This window comes from Microcystis sp. LEGE 00066, assembly GCF_015207925.1.
GTDB classification, from domain to species: domain Bacteria; phylum Cyanobacteriota; class Cyanobacteriia; order Cyanobacteriales; family Microcystaceae; genus Microcystis; species Microcystis ichthyoblabe_A.
The window spans coordinates 1-16,100 of record NZ_JADEVX010000023.1 but is presented as its reverse complement, the minus strand read 5'-3'; the positions used below and the strand labels follow the sequence as shown (position 1 = coordinate 16,100).

The window sequence follows — 16,100 nt, the reverse complement described above, 5'->3', positions numbered from 1 at the left end:
GATTTTTCGCAAAGAAGTATCTTGCAGAGATTAACCGAAAAGACTAGGCTCGATCGCAGTTTGTTCCACTATCCGACGGCGACATGACCGATTAAACCCGCGTTTTCACCGTGCCATTCTAGGGTATCACCGATCCCCTGACCGTCGTGATAGGCAGCCAAGAGAATTTCCGCCGTTTTCCCCCAAACAATATTACCCTGACGATCAAGGGAAATCATGCCCAGATCCCGACCATTAGTTTGGGATTCGTGCATCGATTTCTCCACGGCAGCGGCTAGGGAAAAACCATCGGTGACGCGAATGACCACCTTAGCGGCTAAACACTCATCGATAATATCTTCCCCGACCCCCGTACAACTGACTCCGGCCCATGGATTCGCATAATTGCCGGCCGGCATGGCACTGTCACTAACGCGACCGATTCTTTCTAATCCCTTCCCCCCGGTAGAAGTTCCGGCGGCGATGTCTCCTTGCTGATCAAGAGCTACTACCCCGATAGTTCCCCGTTGCGCTGACGAATCGGCGAATAAACGGGCCATTTTGCGATTAAAGTTCGTCTTTCTTTCCTCCATCCATTCTTGAATCCGATAATCGGTGAGGGGATCATAGAGGGGAATTTGTAATTCTCTGGCCAGATCTGCAGCCCCAATTTCCGAGAGAATGCGATCCTCTTGACTTTGGAGAAATTGGGCCAGGCTAATGGGATTCTGTACCCGCGAGACGTTAATGACACCGCTTAAACGCTGGTGACGACCATCCATCAAGGCTGCACTCATTCGCACCTGACCGTCCGATTGCACCACCGAACCGGTCCCGGCATTAAATCGCGGTTCATCCTCCAGTAACATACATCCTTTTGTTACCGCTTCCACAGCACTAGCACCATTGTCAAGGAGGTTGTAAATATTCTTAACAATCCCCTGGAGAGAATCGCGCACTGATTTTAAACCACCTTTATCCTCTAGGGAACTCGCTCCCCCATGAATAATTAACTTCGGATTTACTCTGGTCATCGAAAAATTGAGTCCGAAACCCCGTCTCTTGAGGACGGCTTTACCATTAAATAGTAGCGCATTTACACCATATATAGCAATTCTCTGACTCATGAGGTACAGTAGCAACAGTGAGTAAACCAATTGCGAATATCTTTTTGAGTAACTTCTAACATAGCTAATTCAATCCCTTCTATAGCAGTTCTCGCATCTGTGCGGCACACTTAAACCTTTGCTGATTAAGCTGTTCAGGATCGGAAATGTACCTCTTCTGAATCAGAAACGCTATATTAAGTCTTTGTAAGTTCTTGCCTTCAGTTTTCTTAATATCGCTTTGACTTTTGACCAAAAGTTTTCAATAGGAGAGAATTCGGGAGAATAAGGAGGTAAATAGATGAGTCTAGCTTTTTCTTGTTCGATTATTTCTCTGACCATTTCTCCGAGATGAATCTTGGCGTTATCCATGAGCAAACAGTCTCCTTCTTTAATTTTTGGCAGCACTTCCTTCAGAATAAATCCTTCAAATGTTACCGCATCCACTGCACCGTATATGTTGACTGATGCCACAACTTTTTCTAAGCTTATAGCACTAATTATTGAAATATTTCTCCCTCTTTTTTGTGGTTTTCTTCCCCGAGCTCTTTGGCCAATTAAGGCTCTAGCATAGAGTCTCAAAAGGGCTAAATTTACCCCCGATTCATCGATAAAAATTAGTTTTGATGCCTCAATTTCCCTAACTTCTGACCAGTATTCCACTCTTTTTTGCTGCACCCTGTCACTTTCTTTTTCCGCCGCGTGTAGTGTTTTTTTTTGAAACTGTAATTGAGTTTTTGCGTAAGCCGCCCCAGGGTGGCTCTACTGACTTTCACCTGTGTCTTTTCATACAGTAAGTCCGATAATTCTTCGAGAGTTGCATCATTGTTAGATTCGATGATTTCTATTAAAATTATCACTTGTTCACTATTTAACTTGGTTGGCGGACTTCCCCCTTGTGGACGAGGACGGATATCTCCTGTTTCTTTATGTTGCTTCAATAACTTCTGAATAAAGCTTTTAGCCACGTCAAATCTCTGGGCTAGTCCTCGAATAGAAATTTTTTCTTTCTTCCAGACATCGATAATTTTTTGGCGAAAATCTACGGAATAGGGTCTCATAGGAAGCTGGCGAGTTCTATTATTTGTCTATTTGCTTTTCATTGTACCTCATAGCTCCAAGAATTGCTATATCTTGACTTCCCCTTTAACAAAAGGGCATAAACTGTAGTGTCAGCTGCCCGCGGATTTAAATTATGAACAGCTTATCAAATATTTTTTCGGCATTTTTGTTTGAATTAGAGAAGACAAGAAGGGACAACCCAAAAGAAAACCCAACCACCGCTATGGGGAGATTGGGTTTTCCGGTTATCACATTGATTTTAAGGGGCCAAAGCGTTACCGCGCAGGAGAGAACCGATGGTTTTAGCAGTAATCTTCATCTGTACGAGAGGATTAGCGGGAACAACGGTTTTATAGAGATAACTGTCAAAAGTCATCTTCTGTACATCCTTTTGGGAATTGCCTTGGGAGTGATCGGCAAGCTAGGTCAGAACAGGATTGAAGGGGTTGACATTTTATTTACGTACGCTATATTCTAAAAACAATTGGCTCTCCCAAGTTTAGTGGGTAAAATGTATTCTAAAATACAGTCTTGCGGGCGAGTGAGTGGAACGAACCACAGAGACACAAAGGACACAAAGATTGATCGCTACTATATAAGTTAAACTTATCACACAAGGAATAAGAGAGCCAACAATTTCATAGGACTATAATATGAAAAACAGTACAAATGATATCACATACGAACAATTAACATCCCAAGAAACTGAATTGCAAGAAGAAGAAGAAGAAGAAGAAGAAGAAGAAGAAGAAGAAGAAAGTTCAGACTTCTTCGATCCAACCAAAATCAGAATTACGACCAAACAAATAACCATGGATCTTTTGATCAAAAGAATTGAATATAAAGAAATTAACTTAAATCCTGATTTTCAACGTAACGCTAACATCTGGACTGATAAGGCTAAAAGCAGATTAATCGAATCTCTGTTAATACGAATTCCTCTGCCAGCATTTTATATGGATGCAACCAAGGAAGACGAATGGCTAATTATAGATGGATTGCAAAGACTGAGTACATTTAAAAGCTTTATTCTTGATCAGAAGCTTGTCTTAAAAGACCTAGAATTTTTAAAGGAATTAGAAAAGAACAAGTATTCAGATTTATCTCGTAACTATAAACGCAGAATAAATGAAGCAGAGTTTATTGTGTATTTAATTGAACCTGGTACACCACCTAAAGTTAAGTATAACATTTTTAGAAGAATTAATACTGGAGGATTACCTCTCAATTTACAAGAATTTCGTCAAGCGATAAATCCAGGTCAAGCCATAAAAATTCTCAAGGAATTAGCAAACATTCCAGAATTCCAAAAATTGACAAGTTTTAGTCAAAAAAGAAAGAATCGCATGGTCGATCATGAATTTATCTTAGGATTTATTGCTTTTACTTTAATAAGCTACAATTGCTATTCGTCTGATAAAGGTCGGGATGATTTTTTAGATCAAGCAATGAAAAAGCTAAACAAAATAGATGAAAATCGAGTACAAGAAATCAAAAATAAGTTTATTTTTGCCATGAAAGCGGCAAATAATATTTTTGGAGAAGACGCTTTCCGTAAAATCCGCAAAATCACAGAAGATGGAAAAAGAAAATATCCTATCAATAAAGCTCTTTTTGAAAGTTGGTCAGTTACCCTGAGTGATTTAAGTGAACAAGAACTTGAAACATTAATTGAGAGAAAGGAGAACGTCAAGGAAGTTTTTATTAAAAAAATGGAAGATGATAGTAATTTTCTCGAATCTGTTTCTCAAGCAGCCACTAAAGTTCCCTATAGATTTGATACAATTAAAGAAATAATAAAAGAGGTGTTATCATGTTAGAATCATTAGTGTTAAAAAATTTTAAGATTTTTGAAAATCAATCTTTTGATTTGAAACCGCTAACTTTGCTCTCAGGATTAAATAGTAGTGGCAAATCCACTTTGCTACAATCCTTATTATTACTTCGCCAGTCCTATAAGCAGGATTTATTACCAAAGGAAGGATTAGCATTAAATGGTGATTTAGTTCGTATTGGCACAGCTAAAGACGCTCTCTTTGAAGGTGCAAAAGAAGATTCAATTACTTTTGAAATTACCAGCGCAGATCATGGTAAAAGTTCATGGATTTTTGAATATGATCCTAATTCTGATGTTCTCCAACTATCTCCCCTGTTCCAAGATACTATTCCTCAAGACATTTACCGATCCAATCTTTTTACTGATAAATTTTACTATCTACGAGCAGAAAGAATGTCTCCAAGTCCACATTTTGAAATTTCAGAATTTCAAGTCAAACAGCATAAACAGCTTGGAAGTAAGGGAGAATTTACAGCACATTTTCTTTCTATCTACGAAGAAGAGAAAATTATAGATTCAAAATTAGAACATCCTCAAGCAATTTCTACAAGTTTTAAAAATCAAGTGGAAGCTTGGATTGGAGAAATTAGCCCTGGAACTAGAATCATAATCTCATCTCATCCAGAAATGGATTTAGTCAGTTTACAATACTCTTACGGACTGAGTAATCCTTATCGTCCTACAAATACTGGGTTTGGTATTACATATATACTACCTATTGTTGTGGCTTTATTATCATCTACTACAGATACGTTAATTTTATTAGAAAATCCTGAAGCACATCTTCATCCAAAAGGACAATCTAAGATAGGAGAACTGTTAGCATTAGCGGCAAGCTGTGGGATACAAATTATAGTAGAAACTCATAGTGATCATGTCTTAAATGGTATTCGTAGAGCGGTAAAAAATAAGAAAATTGATGCTCAAGATGTACGAATTCATTATTTTCAAAGATATTTGAAACAAGGACAAGCTGTATCAGAAGTTATTTCACCCATTCTTTATCAAGACGGAGGAATTGATCAGTGGCCTGATGGATTTTTTGATCAAGTGGAAAAAGATTTAATGGAGTTGCTTTAAAATGAAGTTTTTGATTAATGAACTTTCTTTTACTGGGCAAGCTAAAAACGACAATGAGGCTTATGAACTGCTCAAAAACTTATATGATATAATCCAAGAAGTAAAACCTATACAGAACAATTATCCTATCCAGACTCATAGTAGTTTATCTCAACAAAAAATATTATCTAATCTTACTATTCATCAATGGATTTGCCAAAAAATAAGGTCTCCTCATCCACAAGAGCAAGTGCTGGCTAAATTTTTGATACTAATTTTAACCAAGGGACCATTTATCGATAACCAAGGATTGCTTGAATCTTGCGAATGCTATTTTAACAACAAAAATATTACATCGAGTTCTTTAACTGGAGCGGTGAAACTTAAAGGTAGTTTACTCAGTTTACAAAAATCGGACGATTTTGTTGATGAAACCGTTGAGGTAACATTTCGAGAAGAAAACCAATCCTCTGAAAATGTTACAATCAGAAATTTAACCCAGATTACTCAATCTAGAAAATTATGTCCTCGTTACACTGGAACTCCTAAACATGATTCATCATTGAAAGGAACCGCACCTAGTGTTAAAGGAACTCCAATGGATTTAACAATCGAAGAAGCTCAAGAAGTCTTAAATCATTCCATAGATTATAAAAAAAAGGCTCTTCGGTTTGTGTTATGCAATGGATGGGGGTTATAAGGAATGAAACCCTTATAGAGACAGACATTACCGCGATTTTTGTCAATTGTTTGCGATCTAGAGCGAACTAATCAATTAAATCTCTTGCCAGATAAGGATTTAGTCGATTTATGCCCCCATATCGAACCATACCAAGTCCCGAAGAGCCAAAAAAAAACGCTATGGATATCAAAAAGAAAAAAACAAGTTTTATGTATTTCATCCCAATAACAGTTATGATTCTTATGGCTATCCACTTTATCACGGGTTTCCAATTTCTGATTCTCAAGTTCCCCCTACAATTAAGAAAGACCTAGGAATAGGAAAACCATGACTCCCATCGAGGGGTAAGCGCATCTTAACAATCCTTGACAAAATGAACTTTATATGGGCTGCTTACCCACGATTCAGGCATATTTGAGGAGAATTTGCCATCTCAATTGTTGAGCAAGACAAGAAGGGACAACCCAAAAGAAAACCCAACCACCGCTATGGGGAGATTGGGTTTTCCGGTTATCAATTGATTTTAAGGAGCCAAAGCGTTACCGCGCAGGAGAGAACCGATGGTTTTAGCAGTAATCTTCATCTGTACGAGAGGATTAGCGGGAACAACGGTTTTATAGAGATAACTGTCAAAAGTCATCTTCTGTACGTCCTTATCGGAACACATTTCCACAAAAGCTTCCCGGGTGGCATCGGTACGGTAGAAAACCCGCTGCAGGATATCTAACACCAGATAGGTCATACCGTATTTCTTGTCCCAACGCTTGAGGTAAAGTTTTAACTCGTCCTCTGTGGGAATACGTTGGCCACCGTTGGTGACTTCGACAATGGTTTCCGCACACATCCGCGCTGATTTAGCGGCGAAATAGATGCCTTCTCCCGAAGACTTAGTAACTGTTCCCGCAGCATCGCCAACGAGGGCCACACGACCGACTACACGACGAGGACGGGGATGTTCGGGGATGGGGTGAGCCTCCACGCGGATGATTTCGCCTCCTTCCAGACGACGGGCCGCACGAGCGCGAATACCAGCCTGTAGGTCTTTAATCATGGCTTTATTGACCTTCATCGTGCCAGTACCGACGGCGACGTGATCGTATTTGGGGAATACCCAAGCGTAGAAGTCGGGGGATACGTCTTTCCCTACATACATTTCGGCCAGATCTTCGTAGTAGGCCATTTTATCTTGGGGGAGACGGATGCGTTCTTGGAAAGCGATCGCATAGTTGTAATCCCCAGCATCAATAGCTTTAGCAATGCGGGAATTAGCACCGTCGGCACCGATAACCACATCCACCTTCAGAGATTTCATTTCCCCTTGGGAATTGCCGTGGGAGTGATCGGCGTAGTGTAGGGTATAGGGATCGGTGCTATTGGTGGGAATATCGAGACCGTAAACAGTTCCGTTGATTAAATGCGCTCCTAATTTATGGGCGCGTTCTCTCATAAAACCGTCGAGGACTTCCCGACGACACATACCGATATATTCGTCTTGATTATCGAGATTAATATCGACTTCGACGTTAGAGGGGGAGATCATTTTCATTTTTCTCACCCGGCGATCGATAATTTCAGGAGGTAGGTCAAATTCGCTCACCATACAGAGAGGAATCGCTCCACCACAGGGTTTAGCATTATCTAATTTGCGTTCAAATAAATAGGTTTCAATGCCTGCTTTAGCTAATGTTTCTGCCGCCGAAGAACCGGCCGGCCCTGAACCCACAACAGCGACTCTTAACACTCAGGTTTTCTCCTACATACTTACGAGCGAGTACGCTTTGCAGTGTACCACAGGGGTTTAGCCGAAAGGAACGGGATTCTCCGATTCTGCCCGATCTTGCAACAGTGCTTAACATCCTCTGTTACAAAAGTTTATTTTATTGTCTGTAGATGTTTTTTTATCGATGTATTGTATTGTGTTACACCCCTCTCCCAAACTGGAGAAGGGTATAGCTGCGAGGATTGTTAACCTCTTGCTTTCAACCAATCGCTAATAGCGGGGGGTAAATCCCGTTGCACTTTGCCACTGACATACATTCCGATATGTCCGACGGGGAAAGCACAAGCGGTATAGTCAGAAGTACCGATATAATTCCCTAAAGCGAGGGAAGAAGCGGGAGGGACAAGGTGATCTTTATCCGCATAAAGATTGAGAATTGGCATGGTCAGATTGTGTAAATCTACCCGTTTATCTCCTAACATCACTTCCCCTTTAATCAGTTTATTTTGCTGATAGAAATCCTTGAGAAACTGTCGGTAGGATTCTCCTGCTTGGTCGGGACTATCAAAAATCCATTTTTCCATACGCAGAAAATTAACTAATTTTGATTCGTCTTCCATGATGTCAGGAAAATCGAGGTATTTCTGATAACCTAACTGTAAAGGTTTCAATTCTAGAAACTCTAAGTTGAGAAAATCTCCCGGGATATTGCCCATAGTATCTACCATTAAATCGATGTCTAATGCTTCGGCTCCCAAGGAACACCCCCCGCGCATATTTAAGAGGGTCTCGGTTTGATAAAAGTCCACCGGTGTCACCATTGTCACCAGATTTTTTACCTTATCGGGATAGAGGGAACTATAGCATAAACTAAAGGTTCCCCCCTGACAGATTCCTAACAGATTAATTTTGTCGAGATGGTGACTTTGACGAATAAAATCGACGCAATTATCCACATAACCATTGATATAATCATCAAGGGTTAACCAGCGATCGCTTCTGGTGGGATATCCCCAATCAATTAAGTAGATATCTAAGCCTAATTTCAGCAGATTTGCTACTAAAGAACGCCCTTCCTGTAAATCTACCATGTAGGGACGATTGACCAAAGCATAAACCATCAGCAAGGGAATCTCGAAGGGTTTTTCGACCACGGGTTTGAAGTGGTAGAGAATGATTTTATCTTCCCGATAAACTGCTTCTTTTTCCGATACTCCACACTGAATATCTTCTTCTTTAACTCGTTTGAGATTGTCTAACCCTTTGAGATTTTTCTGAGTTAATTCTAGATAATCTTGGGTAAAATCTTCCAGTTTCACTTGCGTCAAAAATGGCCACATAATTTAATTCTCCTAGAAAAGTGTGGATTTTTCAGTGAACAGTAAACAGTAAACAGTAATCAGTGAAAAGAAAGTTCCGAAGTTTTCACCTAACACTATATACTTAAAACTGCAATCCGATAACTGATAACTGATAAGTGACTCCTGATATTGTCAAGCACAATTAACTAATTGTTACTTTCTACTGCTTTTTTTTCTCCTAAAGCTTTTTTGAGACTTTTTACCTCTTTGCGTAATTCATAGATGGTTCGATGAATTTCATCGACTTCGCTGCGGGTAGGCAGATTCATTGAGCGCAGGTAAATTTCCATTAAATCCTGCTGTTTGAGGCGATAATCATTGAGGGAATTAATAAATTTTCCCCGTACTTTTAGGTTTTCTGGTTGACAAAAAGCCTTTTCAAAAATATCATCAGCGACGACACTCCACAGATCTTGAAATTCTCGCCAATCCTTGACAGGTTGACCTTTTTCTGCTAGGAAAACTAATTTTTTAGTTAAAGCTTCAAAGGATTTAACTTGAATATCAGCCAGCACAATTTGATAGTTAATACTAGCCTGATAAAGAACGCGCCAAGTTTCAAAACTATCGAGTAATTTGCGGTTAAATTCTCGCGGTAATCCCAATAAAGGCATCTGTAACCATTGGCCAAAAGTCTCATCATAAAACTTCTGCCAATAGATATTATTGAGTTCGATCAAGGAAGAAGTATTACCTAACCAAGCTTTGGTTATTGTGTCATTTGACAGGACGAAAGGATCGAACCATAAATGATTGAGACTTTGCAATTGTTGCAGGTAAATTGTCCATAGTTGACTGACATCTTGACTACTTTGGGAAGTGGTAGTAGTAAAACTATTCAGTTGACCGCGCATCTGTTGGGTATAATTATTTAAAATTGTTTGCCAGTCTTCTCCTGTTTGCATTTTCGGGAAGATACTTTCCCAAGCTTCCATCGATAATTTTAGGAATTTGATCAACAAATCCCGATTATCAAAATAGCGCTGGGTTGCCTCTTGCAATTCTGGTTTAATATTACCCATAGGAGTGGGTATCGCTCCCATCATATCAAACCAACTTGACCACATTTTTGCCCCGGTTTCTGTCCAAAGATTGACGTAATCGGTGGCCATCTCACTCCAAGCTTGTGTCGGTTTATCCATTATTTTTGCCCTTTTCCTTTAACGCTGATTTCGCTAGTTTACTAACCCACTCTACACCCGATAACTGATAACTAATAAGTCATATTTTTCCAGACTTAGCAATTTTTGCTAGTAATCTTAACGCTTCATTGACTGAGGCTGAATCTTGAAAAATTTCCGCCACATCGGGATCGAGAATTATCACATTACTAGCCTGTCGATAAGCTTGATAATATTTGCCACGAATACCACAAGAAAAGTCATATTCAGACCTCATCTCGTCACTAACCGTTTCTTCAGACTCCTGATTCATAATTTTTTCTCTCCTGTTTACTAGCTAAACGGGCGCTAATTAAGCGAATCTCATTTTCTCTTTCTGTATGGGATATGACTAACAGCTTTTGTGATTTTGACTGTCCTATCGTCAGAAAACGAAACTCACCCACTGAATCAAGCAACTTAGCAGGGACAATAACAAACACATTTTCCATCTTTGAATTAGATAACTGATAACTCACCCACTGATAACTCACCCACTGATAACTGATAACTGATTAGGTGTGATGGGCCCCATTAACTCTAAGGACTTCTCCAGAGACATAACTGCTGGCAACAGGAGAGAGTAAATAAGCAGTTGCCCAGGCGATATCTGCGGGTTCACCGAAGCGACGACAGGGAATTTCAGCAGTGATTTTATCGCGAACTTTATCGGGAATCGCTAAAGTCATTTCCGTGTTAATAAACCCCGGCGCAATCGCATTGGCGCGAATATTATAACGGGCAGCTTCTCGCGCTAAGGATTTGACTAAACCGATAACTGCCGCTTTTGTGGCTGCGTAATTAGTTTGGCCGGCATTACCGCGATCACCGGAAATAGAACTAATACAAACGATCGATCCCGCTTGTCGTTCATACATTCCCTCAATAAACGGCTTAATCGTGTGATTAACCCCTTTTAGGTTGACATTAATCACTAAATCCCAATCTAGCGGCGTTAATTTAGGGAAAAAGTTATCTCTGGTAATCCCCGCGTTAGCGACGATACCGTAAACCGGTCCCAATTCCGCTTCAATTTGTTGAGCTGCCGCTTCCATGGATTCCAACTTAGTCACGTCGGCGACAATGCCTAAACCCTGGGGATTATCGGTGACTAAATCCGTGTAGGCCACCTTGGCCCCCAAATCTATCAAAAGAGAGACAATAGCCGCCCCAATGCCTCGATTTCCGCCCGTCACGACGATAACTTTTTCCTCTAGTCCGAGAGATACCATAGCTTTTTCCTCCTAAACTCTTTCAATTGCGATCGCTGTTCCGCCACCAGTCCCATGACAGATGGCCCCCATACCGAGGGTTTTATCCTGTACTTTCAACGCGTTAATTAGCGTCACCAGAATCCGCGCACCGGAAGCGCCGATGGGATGACCCAATGCGATCGCACCACCGTGAACATTTTGTTTTTCCCTAGCTAACCCCAGATCCATCTCAAAAAGCAGATTATTTAAGGCAAAAGCTTCGTTATTTTCCACTAAATCGAAATCTTCGATCGTTTTATCTAAAGATGCCAGTAATTTTTTCACCGCGAGGACGGGGAATTCTGGGAAGCGATCGGTTTTTCCAGCACCCACAGCACCGCCAAGGATTTTGGCAATTGGTTTTAAACCGTACTGATCCACAGCTTTTTGACTGGCTAAAAGGATAGCGGCAGCCCCATCGGAAATCTGACTACTATTGCCTGCGGTTAAAACTCCCGACGGATTAAAAGCCGGCCGCAGTTTTCCTAAACCTTCCGGGGTACTATCGGAACGAATACCCTCATCTTGAGCGATAATTGTGGAACCTTTCTTAGATTTAAGCTCAATTGGCACGATTTCACCGTTAAACCAGCCTTTTTCTGTGGCTGTGGCCGCTCTTTGGTGGGATAAGGCGGCAATTTCATCTAATGCTTGCCGAGAAACCCCGCGATCGAGACAGAGGCGATCGACTTGGGAACCCATGCCCTCAGTCGTGGTAGCATCGGTTAAGCCATCGTGCAGTAATAGGTCGGTTAATTGTTCCGGCGCACCCATAAGGAATTTATAACCCCACCGGGCCCGATGGGAGAGAAAAAAGCCAGTTTGGGACATGGATTCAATACCACCAGCGAGGACGAGATCCGCTTCTCCGGCGCGAATTGAGGTGGCAGCGTTACTAACGGCAATCATTCCAGAAGAACAAACCATATCCACCCGATATCCGTCCACGCTTACGGGAATTCCTGCTTTAATCGCCGCTTGTCGGGGAATTAACTGACCATGACCCGATCCCAAAACATTGCCGAAAATGTACAAATCTAGGGCTTCTGGGGGCAAATTAGCGATTTCTAGGGCGGATTTCATCACTGTTGACCCTAAATCGGCCGGGGATAATCCGATTAATCCCCCACCAAAACGACCAATTGGAGTCCGGACAGCGGCCACGATATAAACTTCTTGCATAGACTTCTCTCTATTGGGAAGCGAAGATACTAGATAGAATTTACTTAAGAATATCGAGTCCGAAAAGATCAAAATCCCAATTGACTGTCATTGGTTAAAAGTTCCTGGCCCCGATGTCTTGAGTTTTTGTCTATCTACCCTCGATCTTGCAACAGAATTTCTGTGTCAGAAGATATATTCATTAGAATTTAACTTTTCCGGCAGCAATCCCCTTTTTTTATGGATTTAGTCAAGCGTCTAGTTTTTATCGGTGGTGGTCATAGTCATGCGATCGCCCTTCGTCTTTGGGGGCAATCACCCCTAAAAAACGTTCAATTAACTTTAATTAGCGATGTCACCCATACCCCCTATTCGGGAATGTTACCCGGCCACATCGCCGGTTTTTATGATTTTGCCGAGACTCATATCGATTTACCTTCTCTAGCTAGGTATTCTCAAGCGCAATTCTGTTTGGCTAAAGCTATTTTCATAGATACGGAAAAATGTCAAGTAACTTGTAATAATTCTTTACAAATTCCCTTTGATTATCTCTCGATCGATATCGGCAGCATCCCAGCAGTGGATCATGTTATCGGTGCTAAAGAGTACGCTATCCCCGCCAAACCGGTGCCGATTTTTCGGGAAGGATGGCAAGAAATCCTCAAAAAAGCGGTTAGTAACCCTAATAATACTCTCAATATCGTCATTGTTGGTGGTGGCGCTGGCGGAGTTGAATTAGCTTTAAATATGCAGTCCCGTTTGGCCAAAATTCTCAACTCTAGCAGTAATTTGAATTTATCTCTAATTCATCGAGGAAAAAAACTCCTAGCAGCCCATAATAATTGGGTCGGTCAACGTTTAGAGAATATTTGTCAACAAAGGGGAATTAGATTATATTTATCGACGGATGTGACGGCAGTGCAAGCAGATCAGATTATCTGTTCATCGGGGTTAGTTTTGCCCACAGATTATACAATTTGGGTAACGGCTGCCTCGGCCCCTAGTTGGATTAAAGCGTCAGGATTACTGACAGATGAAAAAGGGTTTATTTTAGTGAATAATTATCTGCAATCTCTTTCCCATCCCCATATTTTTGCCGTGGGAGATATTGCCACGATTCCAGATTATCCCCGTCCGAAAGCGGGAGTTTTTGCCGTCCGACAAGGAAAACCCCTGTTCGATAATTTAGCAAGAATTCTGCAAAATCAGCCCCTAAAACCCTATTTTCCCCAGAAAAATTATCTAAGTTTAATCGGGACAGGAGACCAACAAGCGATCGCATCTTGGGGCAGTTTTGGCTGGCAATCACCGTTATTATGGTTATGGAAAGATCGGATCGATCGAGCTTTTATGAGACAATTTGATAAGCTCTAGTTAATAAGTAGGTAGGTGTTAAAAATTATCAGACACCCCCCTTATCAAGGGGGGATTAAGGGGGAATAAGAGGCAAAATTGCTGATTATCGTCCAATAGCACCGAGTTACTGTCAAGGCCGTTGGGAGTAAAATCTGATTTGGGAATCCCACAACCTGATAAAGTAAAAATCGTCCCGATACCTTGACTGGTTATCGGGAAAGAACGTCAATAGTTTGTTAAATAGTACATATAAACCAATGCCACGTCTTCGCTCAATTATTTCCCTAGTTTTAGTCCTAGTTACTACCCTGCTAGTTAGTTGCGGTGGTCCCCAAACAACTATCCCCACCGTTTACAGTCCCCAAAAAATCGAACAGTTACAGGTTTACATCCAACCCATAGAAGGATTTCGCGAAAAAATGAGCGTTTTGCAAGACCTCATCGCTGACAAAAATTGGGTAGATACTCGCACCTATATCCACGGTCCTTTGGGGCAATTGCGTCAGGAAATGGTAGGATTATCGCGTAATTTACTGCCCAAAGACCAAGAAAAAGCCAAGCAGTTAGCGAAAAATCTTTTCGTTCACTTTGAACGTATCGATGCGGCAGCCAAAGAAAAAGATGCTAGTCTCGCTGCTAATCAATTCCAAGAAGCATTAAAAGACTTCGATGCTTTCTTAAATATTGTTCCTAGTTAGTTTGTATCAGTGATCACTGATCAATTATCAGTGATCACCGACCAGTCCGCAGCTAAAAAAACCGATAAATGCTATTTGGGTTTAGTTTGGACGCTGATGGGGCCATTAACCATAGTTTGACAGGCTAAACGGTAATTTTCGGGTTTTTTCTTCAGACAGCGCTGCTCAAAGTCGGTTTTAGCTGAGAGATTTTCCAGACCCTCGACAATTGCCACTATACAAGTACCACACTGGCCGTAACCGCCACAATTCATCAATTTACCGCCAAAAGTGTAGATATCAACGCCATTCTGGATTGCTTTCTCTCGTAAATTCGCTCCATCTGCCGCTACCACGATCTTATTCTCTTTGACGAAGTTGATGTTACCCATGACTGTATTACCCTAAATTTTTGCAAATTAATATTAAAAAATATTAAATTTTTTTGATTGTAACATTTTTGGCTCGTTCCTCTAAATATTCGGCGATGGCAATAGCGATCGCTTTTTTACCGATAAATTTCCCCAGTGCCGCTTTTGTGACCAAATAAGCCACCTGTTCCCCGTGATCGCCCTTTTCCTCACCCCTATTAGCAATGACCGCCTGATAGCCCTTTTCTAGGCGTTTGCGGGCGATTTCCAGTAACTCCTCCTGACTGACTCCCTCCTGATACTTGAAAGTCACCATCTCTAAATCGGGAAAATTTTCTCTCACCTTGTCAATCACTTTTTCCGTCGGCACAAAATTAAGATTTAACTGCCCTCCACTGGGAATCTTACCAGAAAAAGGGCTTTCTAAGCGATAATCGGCCACGGATGCCGAGAAAATCCCAAATTGATAATCTTTACTCCCTAATTCTCCCATCACCTTCCCTAGATACTCGTCATAAGTTTCAATAATTTCGTGGGGTAAATAAGCGGGGGGTGTATAGCTGCCGCGTCCGTGGATTAACTGCACCTTAGCCCCGCGCAGGTATAATTCTTCTGCAATAGCGACTCCTAACTGTCCAGTAAAACGATTGGTTAAACGACGGATATTATCGATAATCACGGGTGTGGGTCCACCAGTGACTAAAATCGGCCTATTTTTCAGCACAGAATTACTGAGAATCCCACAGACTGCCACGGTAATCTCTTTTTCTCCGGGGAGATTGTGCTTACCGTAATCATCCCGGGGTGGCATAATCTCGACTCCCAAGCGATCGAGAGTTTGCAAAGATTCGCTCAGAATAGCATTATGTAAACTGCCGTGCATGGTGGGGACGAGCAGAATTTTAGTTTTTCCCTTTTCCAGTCGTCCCAAGGCCGAAGCCAAGCATGAAGTGATCACTCCGTCAGCGATTCCGTAACGAAACTTATTAATCGTGTTATAGGTAGCAGGGGCGACTAAATAAAGATCAAAGGGAGATTGATCGCTTAAATGTTCTGCTTTTGCCGTTAATTGACTAATTACGGGATTAACCGTACTCCATTCCAAAGCTTCCCTAGTGACGTATCTTAAAGCTTCTTCCGAGACAAAAGCCACGACTGTAGCCCCGAATTTCCGCAAAGATCGGGCAATTAGCGGCGCTTTCATGGCCGCAATCCCTCCCGTTACCAGTAAAGCAATCCTTTTACCCCAGAGATGATGATTTTCTAAGGGTACTTCGCGATCGCCTAAGTCCGAATCCGTGGGAGCGGAGAAATTC

The 16,100-nt window shown here is 41.4% G+C and carries 15 protein-coding genes and 2 pseudogenes; 5 read left to right on the top strand and 12 right to left on the bottom strand.

The genetic code is table 11. From position 1 onward, the window contains the following. Positions 1-68 precede the first annotated feature (68 nt). The 3 genes and pseudogenes from IQ224_RS05415 to IQ224_RS05405 all read right to left on the bottom strand — a co-directional run. The gene (locus IQ224_RS05415; RefSeq protein WP_194032672.1) at positions 69-1,013 is read right to left on the bottom strand and encodes an isoaspartyl peptidase/L-asparaginase; all 945 of its coding nucleotides are present in this window, start codon (positions 1,011-1,013) and stop codon (positions 69-71) included. A gap of 89 nt (positions 1,014-1,102) precedes the next feature. After that, a pseudogene (locus IQ224_RS05410) lies at positions 1,103-2,146 on the bottom strand (IS630 family transposase). Positions 2,147-2,406: 260 nt separating this feature from the next. Further along, a pseudogene (locus tag IQ224_RS05405) lies at positions 2,407-2,544 on the bottom strand (geranylgeranyl reductase); the annotation flags it as partial. A gap of 256 nt (positions 2,545-2,800) precedes the next feature. Here IQ224_RS05405 and IQ224_RS05400 point away from each other — a divergent pair. The 3 genes from IQ224_RS05400 to IQ224_RS05390 are packed head-to-tail and all read left to right on the top strand — an operon-like array spanning position 2,801 to position 5,743. Next, the gene (locus IQ224_RS05400; protein WP_194032664.1) at positions 2,801-3,967 is read left to right on the top strand and encodes a DUF262 domain-containing protein; all 1,167 of its coding nucleotides are present in this window, start codon (positions 2,801-2,803) and stop codon (positions 3,965-3,967) included. Beyond that, positions 3,961-5,064 (top strand): DUF3696 domain-containing protein, encoded by a 1,104-nt coding sequence (locus IQ224_RS05395; protein ID WP_110580006.1) that lies wholly within the window; start codon positions 3,961-3,963, stop codon positions 5,062-5,064. Before IQ224_RS05400 ends, IQ224_RS05395 begins: the two co-directional genes overlap by 7 nt. A gap of 1 nt (position 5,065) precedes the next feature. Further along, positions 5,066-5,743: a hypothetical protein gene (locus tag IQ224_RS05390; RefSeq protein WP_228036105.1), complete on the top strand. Its 678-nt coding sequence runs from the start codon at positions 5,066-5,068 to the stop codon at positions 5,741-5,743. A gap of 505 nt (positions 5,744-6,248) precedes the next feature. Here the strand turns inward: IQ224_RS05390 and chlP are convergent. The 7 genes from chlP to phaA form a co-directional block, all read right to left on the bottom strand. Further along, complete coding sequence (gene chlP, locus IQ224_RS05385) at positions 6,249-7,466, bottom strand: geranylgeranyl reductase (protein ID WP_002735532.1); 1,218 nt, start codon at positions 7,464-7,466, stop codon at positions 6,249-6,251. A gap of 224 nt (positions 7,467-7,690) precedes the next feature. Then, the gene (locus IQ224_RS05380; RefSeq protein ID WP_002744485.1) at positions 7,691-8,785 is read right to left on the bottom strand and encodes a class III poly(R)-hydroxyalkanoic acid synthase subunit PhaC; all 1,095 of its coding nucleotides are present in this window, start codon (positions 8,783-8,785) and stop codon (positions 7,691-7,693) included. 167 nt (positions 8,786-8,952) lie between these two features. Beyond that, complete coding sequence (gene phaE / locus IQ224_RS05375) at positions 8,953-9,948, bottom strand: class III poly(R)-hydroxyalkanoic acid synthase subunit PhaE (protein WP_002744484.1); 996 nt, start codon at positions 9,946-9,948, stop codon at positions 8,953-8,955. Between the two features lie 79 nt (positions 9,949-10,027). Then, positions 10,028-10,240 carry a hypothetical protein gene (locus tag IQ224_RS05370; RefSeq protein ID WP_194032663.1) on the bottom strand — a complete coding sequence of 71 codons (213 nt, stop codon included), beginning with the start codon at positions 10,238-10,240 and terminating at the stop codon, positions 10,028-10,030. Continuing rightward, a complete protein-coding gene (locus IQ224_RS05365) occupies positions 10,224-10,418 on the bottom strand; it encodes a BrnT family toxin (RefSeq protein WP_002769587.1) in 195 nt (64 codons plus the stop codon). Before IQ224_RS05365 ends, IQ224_RS05370 begins: the two co-directional genes overlap by 17 nt. A 63-nt stretch (positions 10,419-10,481) precedes the next feature. Beyond that, on the bottom strand, positions 10,482-11,198 hold the full coding sequence (phaB, locus tag IQ224_RS05360; RefSeq protein WP_002744478.1) for an acetoacetyl-CoA reductase PhaB: 717 nt from the start codon (positions 11,196-11,198) through the stop codon (positions 10,482-10,484). Between the two features lie 12 nt (positions 11,199-11,210). Continuing rightward, the gene (phaA, locus tag IQ224_RS05355) at positions 11,211-12,401 is read right to left on the bottom strand and encodes an acetyl-CoA acetyltransferase PhaA (protein WP_002744476.1); all 1,191 of its coding nucleotides are present in this window, start codon (positions 12,399-12,401) and stop codon (positions 11,211-11,213) included. Between the two features lie 219 nt (positions 12,402-12,620). Here phaA and IQ224_RS05350 point away from each other — a divergent pair, with 219 nt between their 5' ends. Beyond that, positions 12,621-13,754 carry an FAD-dependent oxidoreductase gene (locus IQ224_RS05350; protein ID WP_194032662.1) on the top strand — a complete coding sequence of 378 codons (1,134 nt, stop codon included), beginning with the start codon at positions 12,621-12,623 and terminating at the stop codon, positions 13,752-13,754. Between the two features lie 239 nt (positions 13,755-13,993). Then, positions 13,994-14,434, top strand: coding sequence for a photosystem II protein PsbQ (psbQ, locus tag IQ224_RS05345; RefSeq protein ID WP_002744472.1), 441 nt, complete (start codon positions 13,994-13,996; stop codon positions 14,432-14,434). Between the two features lie 71 nt (positions 14,435-14,505). Here psbQ and IQ224_RS05340 read toward each other — a convergent pair whose 3' ends face one another. Next, positions 14,506-14,805: a 2Fe-2S iron-sulfur cluster-binding protein gene (locus IQ224_RS05340; protein WP_002766752.1), complete on the bottom strand. Its 300-nt coding sequence runs from the start codon at positions 14,803-14,805 to the stop codon at positions 14,506-14,508. 43 nt (positions 14,806-14,848) lie between these two features. Further along, positions 14,849-16,100, bottom strand: a 1,252-nt coding sequence (locus IQ224_RS05335; protein WP_194032661.1) for a phosphopantothenoylcysteine decarboxylase, incomplete at its 5' end; no start/stop codon positions are given.

Excerpts from the sequence above, each read along its gene's own strand:
- IQ224_RS05340 (WP_002766752.1), bottom strand. The coding sequence starts at position 14,805 with ATGGGTAACATCAACTTCGTCAAAGAGAATAAGATCGTGGTAGCGGCA.
- IQ224_RS05400 (WP_194032664.1), top strand. The coding sequence starts at position 2,801 with ATGAAAAACAGTACAAATGATATCACATACGAACAATTAACATCCCAA.
- phaB (WP_002744478.1), bottom strand. The coding sequence starts at position 11,198 with ATGGTATCTCTCGGACTAGAGGAAAAAGTTATCGTCGTGACGGGCGGA.
- IQ224_RS05350 (WP_194032662.1), top strand. The coding sequence starts at position 12,621 with ATGGATTTAGTCAAGCGTCTAGTTTTTATCGGTGGTGGTCATAGTCAT.
- IQ224_RS05395 (WP_110580006.1), top strand. The coding sequence starts at position 3,961 with ATGTTAGAATCATTAGTGTTAAAAAATTTTAAGATTTTTGAAAATCAA.
- psbQ (WP_002744472.1), top strand. The coding sequence starts at position 13,994 with ATGCCACGTCTTCGCTCAATTATTTCCCTAGTTTTAGTCCTAGTTACT.
- phaE (WP_002744484.1), bottom strand. The coding sequence starts at position 9,948 with ATGGATAAACCGACACAAGCTTGGAGTGAGATGGCCACCGATTACGTC.
- IQ224_RS05365 (WP_002769587.1), bottom strand. The coding sequence starts at position 10,418 with ATGGAAAATGTGTTTGTTATTGTCCCTGCTAAGTTGCTTGATTCAGTG.
- IQ224_RS05415 (WP_194032672.1), bottom strand. The coding sequence starts at position 1,013 with ATGACCAGAGTAAATCCGAAGTTAATTATTCATGGGGGAGCGAGTTCC.
- IQ224_RS05390 (WP_228036105.1), top strand. The coding sequence starts at position 5,066 with ATGAAGTTTTTGATTAATGAACTTTCTTTTACTGGGCAAGCTAAAAAC.
- phaA (WP_002744476.1), bottom strand. The coding sequence starts at position 12,401 with ATGCAAGAAGTTTATATCGTGGCCGCTGTCCGGACTCCAATTGGTCGT.
- IQ224_RS05380 (WP_002744485.1), bottom strand. The coding sequence starts at position 8,785 with ATGTGGCCATTTTTGACGCAAGTGAAACTGGAAGATTTTACCCAAGAT.
- IQ224_RS05370 (WP_194032663.1), bottom strand. The coding sequence starts at position 10,240 with ATGAATCAGGAGTCTGAAGAAACGGTTAGTGACGAGATGAGGTCTGAA.